This is a genomic window from Aeromonas sp. HMWF017 (assembly GCF_003061465.1).
Classification (GTDB): domain Bacteria; phylum Pseudomonadota; class Gammaproteobacteria; order Enterobacterales; family Aeromonadaceae; genus Aeromonas; species Aeromonas veronii.
Map to the genome: position 1 here is coordinate 6,232 of NZ_QAJD01000075.1, position 8,401 is coordinate 14,632.

7 protein-coding genes and 1 pseudogene are annotated in these 8,401 nt (G+C 50.5%); 2 read left to right on the forward strand and 6 right to left on the reverse strand.

Annotated elements, in window-relative coordinates:
* Together DBR30_RS21835 and DBR30_RS07530 are read left to right on the forward strand one after the other, a co-directional pair.
* Window positions 1–206 (forward strand): annotated as a pseudogene (locus tag DBR30_RS21835) (2-succinylbenzoate-CoA ligase); the annotation flags it as partial.
* Between the two features lie 301 nt (window positions 207–507).
* On the forward strand, window positions 508–1,743 hold the full coding sequence (locus DBR30_RS07530) for a winged helix-turn-helix domain-containing protein (protein ID WP_108541504.1): 1,236 nt from the start codon (window positions 508–510) through the stop codon (window positions 1,741–1,743).
* 2 nt (window positions 1,744–1,745) lie between these two features.
* Here the strand turns inward: DBR30_RS07530 and DBR30_RS07535 are convergent, their stop codons facing one another.
* The 6 genes from DBR30_RS07535 to DBR30_RS07560 all read right to left on the reverse strand — a co-directional run bounded on the left by DBR30_RS07535 (window position 1,746) and on the right by DBR30_RS07560 (window position 7,721).
* Entirely contained in the window at window positions 1,746–2,297 is a 552-nt protein-coding gene (locus tag DBR30_RS07535; protein WP_108541503.1) for a fimbrial protein, read from the reverse strand.
* 11 nt (window positions 2,298–2,308) lie between these two features.
* Window positions 2,309–3,337: a fimbrial protein gene (locus DBR30_RS07540; RefSeq protein ID WP_108541502.1), complete on the reverse strand. Its 1,029-nt coding sequence runs from the start codon at window positions 3,335–3,337 to the stop codon at window positions 2,309–2,311.
* A 5-nt stretch (window positions 3,338–3,342) separates the two neighbouring features.
* Window positions 3,343–4,074, reverse strand: coding sequence for a fimbrial biogenesis chaperone (locus DBR30_RS07545; RefSeq protein ID WP_108541501.1), 732 nt, complete (start codon window positions 4,072–4,074; stop codon window positions 3,343–3,345).
* Between the two features lie 10 nt (window positions 4,075–4,084).
* Window positions 4,085–6,619, reverse strand: a complete 2,535-nt coding sequence (locus tag DBR30_RS07550) for a fimbria/pilus outer membrane usher protein (protein ID WP_108541500.1) — start codon at window positions 6,617–6,619, stop codon at window positions 4,085–4,087.
* Between the two features lie 67 nt (window positions 6,620–6,686).
* The gene (locus DBR30_RS07555; protein ID WP_181363516.1) at window positions 6,687–7,076 is read right to left on the reverse strand and encodes a hypothetical protein; all 390 of its coding nucleotides are present in this window, start codon (window positions 7,074–7,076) and stop codon (window positions 6,687–6,689) included.
* A gap of 99 nt (window positions 7,077–7,175) precedes the next feature.
* On the reverse strand, window positions 7,176–7,721 hold the full coding sequence (locus DBR30_RS07560) for a fimbrial protein (protein ID WP_005363169.1): 546 nt from the start codon (window positions 7,719–7,721) through the stop codon (window positions 7,176–7,178).
* Between the last annotated feature and the right edge of the window lie 680 nt (window positions 7,722–8,401).

The window sequence follows — 8,401 nt, forward strand, 5'->3', positions numbered from 1 at the left end:
CGGTACCGAGCGACGAGTGGGGGCAACGCCCCGCCGCCTTTATCGACTGGCACGGCGAACCGGTTCCCGACTCCGAACTGGCAGCCTGGATCCGCAGCGCCCTGCCCGGCTTTATGGTCCCCGACCACTGGATCCCCTGGCCCGATCTTGGCGGCAATCTCAAGCCACAGCGGAAACAATTTCAGAATATCATTAGGTCGCAATAATTATTCATGCGACAAAAACTGACACCATGGAGCCATCCAAATACACATATGACTCAAAATAAAATGCTGGTGGTATCAAAATCCTCCTCCTCAGTCTGAATAAGTGAGAACGATTACATAAACGGCCTTTTTTTTGCACATTTTTTGAACCAAATTAATTGGCTGTAGTACCATACCCCCCACCATGCATTTAGTAGGAAAGCTAACCATATGATAATAAAAGAAATTGACGATTTATCATTATTTGAACAAAGACTGCATGGTGGTAAAATGCACTCCTTGGCAGTAAGACGAGTCACACATGAGTAACAAAATTTATAAAATTGCTGAGGATATCTTTTTCTCCGCTGCAATATTCCGACTCTCGAAAGGGGACAAGGACATCAAGCTCAGCAACAAGGAAGCCGAGCTACTCGAAATGCTGTGTGATGAGGCAGGCACTGTCATTCCAAGAAGCAAACTGCAGGATGCCTTGTGGCCAAATCAGGACAATACCGATACCAATTTGAACCGGCAGATACTCTCGTTGAGAAGAAAGCTGGAATCCTTCGGCTTGATGGATGCGATCGATACCATCCCACGGGTTGGCTATATGTTTTGTGCTCCAATTGAGCTCGCAGGGGAAACTGAAGAGCCAGCACCAGCGGAAGAAATTCATGCGCCGACGCCTTCCCCTGAACCTCAAGCCAGGCGGCAATATACTCGCCGAAAATATGACCGATATTTCAGCCCAAAGCGTATTTTGCTGTTTGCATTGCTGCTGGTCTCACTGACTTCACTAGCCCTCGTCATTTATAACTATGCGACAGCAAATACACTACGCACTATCAATTTAGGTCAGATTTCTCTCTATATGACCAGCGAGACGGAAAAAGCACTGAATGTGAAAATAGATTCACTGACGCCCTTGATAAAACCTGTTTTACGTAAAGCTGATGAGCAGATTTCAATTCTGGTTGGAAAAGAAGCCATCAGCTATTTTTCCATCAACAATAGCAGCAGGAAATTATCCGGAAATATCTTCCTGTTGCGTAGCGGTCACCCTGTGGCCGAAGAAGTTCAATGCGTTATCACAACCATGAACCAGCAGGGAAATAATGTTTCCAACAACTATTACAATAATCAAGAAACCACAGTCAGATATCACAGGGATTGTCAGGCACCAGACAACTGGGTAGAAATGACCAGAAAGAGTAAATATATTGTGACCATGAACAGAGAAATAGTAGTGGCCACCGTGATAGCCACTGACAATCAGGGAAAGACACTGTTCAATCTGGATTCTGTTGGGGATCTGGAGCGGGATAATGGCGATATTTCGGTCGAGATAAAAAATACCATTGTCAATTTCATTGACCAGCAGGCGCTGACCAATAACGCTATGGTCGCCACTCTGGTCGCGGCGCTAACGCCCCCCAAACAAAAAGCCAAGTTCATTCAATTGCCCGGAGGTATTTACCTTTCCAGTTATCTAGGTGGCGTCATCACCTGGCCCAGCCATGGCAATACAAAAGTCATACAGCGCAACGACTTCTGAGTTTATTCATAAGCAACGATGAAATTGGCGACGGCAGAATAGTCGCCCGGCTGGATGTTCTTGGCGGTCAATGCCGCCGGATGTCCTTCAACCCTAGCAAAAAATTGCAGCTCATTATCTGCCGCACCACCTAGCAGATAGCCGCGGGAGGCACTACCCAAATTCAGAGGTGATTGAGCCACGTCATACAGGCGGATGCCTGCCCCCCTGGCAATCCCAGCCGTGAATGCCAATCCGCCGCTTAGTTCGGTATCCTGCGAGCCAGTAAAGGTAACCTTTGCCATGCGGAAAATCCCCGGCTTGCAATTGGTCAGACGAATGGAAAACGGCACTAGCTCCCCGACTCCGTTGCCATAGAGTTCCTTCACGTCAACTACCCCCATCTCGACCTCCTGATCAAGGGATTCAGGAGAAACCACACATGGCTGATCGATGATCCTGCCATGGAGATGGACCGTATTGCCAAGCAATTCCAGATCATTGCTGGCACGGGGGGCTGCCGTTACCCCCAACAACGGGTACAGCACCAAGCCTATCCACAATGTCCGTAGCATAAAACATCTCCTCATTGGAACTCGGCAACGATGGTGGCTGTCGCATAGAAATCGCCCGCCGGAATATCTGCACCTGTCGGGGTTACCGGTGCAGCGATAAAGCCCCAATCACCGATATTTCCCTGCATGGAAACCGGATAGAAGGTATTCAATTTCAGCTGAGAACCATCCAGCTGTTTGAATTTTATCCCTAAATCGGAAATAACATTTCCACCTTGATAGCCATCCCGAGTTGTCCGCAGATAGTCTTGACTGAAAGAGGTTGGTTTTCCAGAAATACCAAGATTGATCTTCAAAGCATCCCCTTCGAAAACACCACCACGGCATTGAAATGTCAGAGGAACCGTCTTTTCAAAGTTATTTCCATCCAATCCCGACCCCGGCAAATCACCAAACTCTACTTCAATGGTCTGCCCACCATTAATCACACACTCTTCAGGAACATATAATATTGCAGATGTAATCGTAATTCGAGACATTGGCAAATTATTAAAATCTGTAGTGGTAGACCCCAAACGGCCATACATTTCTACCACTTGACGATCTGAAATTTGCACACCATTAATTATTTGTTTTCTCACGCGAAAAGTTACCTTTCCACGGCTACCGCTTTCGAAATTATTTATTCTTGTCTCTTTCCCTTTAGTACAAGAGTAATTTGGGTAATCGTTACTTTCATTCGGAAATGGGGCTGTAACAAATTTTTTCTTCCAACCGGCTATCCAAATTTCGACTTTCATATCCAAAAAGTCATTTAGTTTTACAAAACCATCACCAGCTTGAGGCAAGCCATCCGTCATTGTTGCTTTATAGTACACTGGAGATTGCGGAATGCTTCTATCTGGGCAGGTAACGATACCTGAGTATTGCCCTCCCAAATTCCACTCAAATGCCTTGGTAGTAAAACCAGGTCTGTTTTGAATGTCAGCCTTGTCCAACGATATATAGTAATCATGGGTTGGGTTAGGCGTCACATAGCCATTTGCCAATGCCGTTCCTGCAAACAGCATAAGACTTGAACAGAAGATAGAACGTAGCATAAGGCTTACTCGCTCTTCACGGCTTTACAGGCATTGCCTGTGCACTGGTATTTGATATCCATATATCCGCCGTAGTCATTGACGTAGCTGATCACAAATTCATTTCCCAGTGTTTCCGGAATGGTGACCGTCTGCTCTGACTTGGGGGCAACCATAAAGGCGGAGAAACCCTTGATGGTGGTCCGCTCCTTGCCCTGTGGATGACCTAGGCCCACGTAGGTGATGTAGTAAGGGGTCGGATTGTTGACCTTGAGGGCCTTGCCCTGCTTGCTGATCAGCACCTGATCCTGCCAGATGGCACCGCGCTCGGGCAGGATCGCCTCGGGGCGGTAGAACAGCTTGATCTTGGACTGCACGGCAATCTGCATCACGTTACTCTTCTCGCTCTTGGGCGGGATCTCGCGCAAGTTGAAGTAGTAGATGGACTCGCGATCCTTGGGCAGGCTATCGATGGCCGGCACGCTGGCAATGCGCACGATGGACTTCTGGTTGGCATCCACCCGCTGTACCGGCGGCAGCACCACGAAGGGAGAAGAGATCTTCTGGCCCTGGGCATCTTCAATCCAGGCCTGCGCCAGGTAGGGCAGCTTCTGGTTCTCGTTCTTGATGTTGAGGCTGATGGACTTGGCGCCGCCCGGATAAACGGCACGAGTACGATCCAGCACAATGGCGGCATTGACGTTGAGTGAGGTCATGCCAAGCGCAGCCAGACAGATATAAGAGAGCAGCTTTTTCATCGGTATCCCATTACTTGCAAGTGAGAGTCTTCATCGACAGATCGGTTACTTGTTGCGGCGCCACTATCTTGCACTGGCGGGCCCCGCCCCAGGAGAGTTCAAACGCTTCATTCGGTTTCACCCCGGTCAGATAGACCAGGCCATCTTCATCCACCACCGAGAGCACACGGCCGGAATCCTTGACGACGGTGGCGCCAAATGGCGGCACTGAGCCATCGGGTAGTCTGACACTGGCCAGCAGCTTGAACCCTTCGGCAATTTCGAAAGCATTATACCCAATTGCGCCCTCGGTCAGGGTCCCCTGCTTGATGGCGTTCATCGCATCGATGTCGTCGCTCAGCTGATCCACATCGACCCGGGTGTCGCTCTTGCGATAGTCGGTCATGTCGCTGATCACCGCGACGCCAAAGCGGTTGGTCACGGCGCGGCCATTGTTGAAAGAGACGCCGGAGGTATTATCGGTATCCACCATCATGCGAGTACCGCCACGACGAGTCGCCTGGTGGAGGGCTGCACCGTGCTGGGTCGCCGTCAGACCGCCACGCAGGCTGGCACCAACCGAGGTGTATTCGCTCTGCACGCTGTAGGCATTGAGACTGACCGCTCCGATGTCGCTGTTGTGGTTGTAGTAACCCCGCGCCACGGCGTGGCCATTGCTCTGCACGCCCGCCCCCAGCTGATAGGTATCATCCGGTCGACTGTAGTCCTGATAGGTGGCCAGGTGAGTCACCTTGCCGTTGGAGGACTGTACGCTGTATCCCGCGCTCTTTCTGTCCCCTATTGGCACGCTGAGGGTCAACATGACGCTCTTGTCATCCTCGTAGTTCTCGGTCTTGGTCTTGTAGGCCGACACATAGACGGAAACATCCTTGAAGCTGCCGATGCTCACGTTCTTGTTGATAGTGAGGCCGTAGCGATCCTCTGCCTCGTGGTCCCAGTAGGTTCTGTGGGTGTAGTCCAGATAAACAGTCAGCGCCTTGGCTGCATCCTCCGCCCAGAAGGTCTTGTTGGCGGTGATGGTGTAGAGCTCCTTGTCACCCCAGGTATTGTAATCATCGCTCGAGGTCGTAGTGTTGTTCTCCAACCGATCCTTGTTATTGAGAAACTGCGACATGGTCATGAAGTCATGTTGGGAGAAGCGATAACCCGCGAAGGTGATCGAGCTGTTGTATTCATCAAACTGCTTGGCGTAGTTCACCCGTACCGACTGGCCAATCTTGGTCGACAGGCCCGGCAACTTGGCGATGGACTGGGTCAGGTCGGCGGAAATAGCGCCGAAGGCATAGAGATCACGACCGATACCCAATCCCATGGAGTTGTATTCACCCGCAATCAGGCTGCCGCCGTACAGCGACCAGGAGTTCGCCACCCCCCAGGAGAAATCACCGGTCACAAAGGCAGGGCCGTGCACATCGTGCACCGAATCCGTCTGTTCGGAAGGCGCACCAACCGCCAGGTTGTATCGAACATAGCCAGGGCGAGTCAGGTAGGGAACGGTTGCCGTGTCAACCTGGAACGAATTGACACTGCCATCTTGCTCCTCTACCCGCACATCAAGGCGGCCGCGCACCGAGCTGTCCAGACCCTGGATGCGAAACGGGCCCGCCGGCACGTTGGTTTCATAGATGATCCGGCCGGACTGGGAGATGGTGACCTTGGCGTTGGTCTTGGCAATACCGCTCACTTCCGGCGCATAACCCTGCAGACTAGGCGGCAGCATGCGCTCGTCATTGGCCAGATTGACACCGGTATAACGGAAGCCGTCGATCAGCTGGGAGTTGAGCTGCTGCTCACCCACTGTCAGCTTGGCGGCCATGTTCGGCAGCGGACGATAGGCATAGATACGGTTCAGCTCGGTCGACGTCCGCTCATTATCACCCCAGTAAGAGCTGGCTTGATAGTCACCCCGCAAACGCCAAGCGCCGTAGTTGAACCCCAGCGTACCATAGCTGCTGATGTTGCGGTTGGAGTAACCATCGCCTTCGTTGACCTGGGCATTGATGTTGTAATCCAGCATCATCCCCGGGATCCCTTCATCCCATTGCTCGGGCGGAATCCAGTTGGGATCGCTGTACTTCATCCACGCCTGAGGGATGGCAATACGCAGCAAGCCGTTACCGATATCGTTCGAGATCACTACGCCGTCCAGCGCCAGCAGGTTGGCACACTGGCCATCGTGCCAGGTATCGATCTTGGCGATGGCCTCGTCGGTCAGTGCCAGCTTGGGAATCACCTCTTGCGGCAGGCAGGCCACCCCACCCTTTCCCTTGCCAGTATCGTTCTCGTAGAAAGGGATTTTCTGCAGGGGCAGCTTGTTCTTGTTGACCTCGATCTCGAGGTAGTAGTCGCCGGGCAGGATGTAGCCTTCGTCGGCAAACTGGGAGAGGTCGATCTTGGTCCGCTCATCCAGATCGAGCGCATCAATATTAAACTCCGTTTCTGCCCATGCGTGATTTGCCACCGCCATCAGGCCGGACACGCATAGCATAAAAGCCATTTTTGAATAATGTTTTTTTCTCACAGAGTCTGATGTTGAAACGCTCATATTTTCACTCTAGGAATTGCATAAAGGTCTCACGTAATGAGGTATCTACACTAAGCAATTGGTTTGCTTACATATAACTGAGTTCAAACAGCGTCGTACTGTCCGGAAAAAACAGCTGACTGCTGATGAGCCCCAAATTGAATTCCAGATCACTGTTGACGATATCCGAGACAATAAAGCGCTCACCGGATACCTTGTGATATTGGCCGTTATTGAGAATGCCCAGCTCATCGCTCATGGCACCACGCACGGACATGGAAATAAAAGGCAGTGATGCCACCGTCGCCCCGTCAACCTGACAACCGCTGATTTTCAACGTGCCCGGTTGCTGAACCTGCAGTGGAATGCTGCGCAGCACCTCCAGCGTACAGCCCGATTCGGCTAGTCCATCAGTGAATTCGTTGGCGTGGACTGATCCCGCCATCATCACCAGCTGCAGCGCTATGGCCGCCATCATTGAAGTTTTCATGATCAGGGTTCGATGTGAGGAAACAGAATGTGTGAAGTTGTGGTGGCTCGCACCACCACAACCCTTGTCACACGTTAAGGCACTCTATTACTCGTAGGAGAGAGTAAAGTTGGTCACTGCAGTGAACGCACCAGCTTTCAGCGGGTTGGCGGTCTGATCGGCGTAACCTTTCAGCACGGCGCTAAAGGGCAGCTCGTTGTCACCGTTGACCAAGCCAAAAGCCGCGGTCGGTTCGCCCAGAACGATAGCTGCGCCAGTACCTGGTGCAGTCATCTTGATACCGGCACCAGCAGCTTGGCCACCACCGATCACCAGCAGGCTGGAGTCTACCGGGTCTTTGGCACCGCTGAAGGTCACCTTGACGGCATCTTCTTTGTCGGAGATTTCACAGTTCAGCAGCTTGATGCTGAATGGCTTGGAGTTGGACTCACCACCGTTGGCCAGCTCTTTGGTGCTGATCTGGCCCATTTCAACAACCTGGTCAACAGACTCAGGAGCAACAGAGCAAGGGGCATTGATGATTTCACCGTTAAAAGTGACTTTACCGGAACCAGCACCACCAGCAGCAAAAGCGGAGCCGCACAGCAGCATGGAACCAACACCCATAGCAACCAGAATTTTATTAGCTTTCATTCGTTTATACCTACATTAACGTGTGTTGTACTGCATCACTCCAATCATGCTGGAGTCACGATATTAAGTGATGCCGCGATATACTGCACAGCAACTGTTGGCGCTCGCCTCTCATTAAGCCGATGAAAGGTCATACCAATAATAAACTGTGCCTCTTCAGGTTTATTTAAATAAGCAAAAGCAGCACACCGCATCAGGGGTAGTTCCCGCTACACCTCAACTGCACAACTACATACGTCCTTGTCCGCCCTTGTCGTCTGTGCAGAAAGCCGCATTCCGCTTTTGCTTGACGAACAAATTAACGACTCGTTTGATGCACATCAAATACATTTTGATTTGTATAAATTTTTTTATAAACGCATAAAAAACAATGACTTAAGCCAACAATAAAACATAAAGCGAGATCATGAAATAAATAAAGTTCATATAAAGGACATCTATTGTAATATTGTCAGACTATGAATTTAAAGTCGCACACAAAACTCCAACAAAAACACAACAAAGATAACCTATCTATTTTTGACAATAGTTATCAACCACTTCATGAATCGCCCCCTAAAGAGGTAATCAGGTAATCAGGTCATCAGGTCATCAGGTAATCAGGTAATCAGGTAATCAGGTAATCAGGTAATCAGGTAATCAGGTAATCAGGTAATCAGGTAATCAGGTAATCAGGTAAT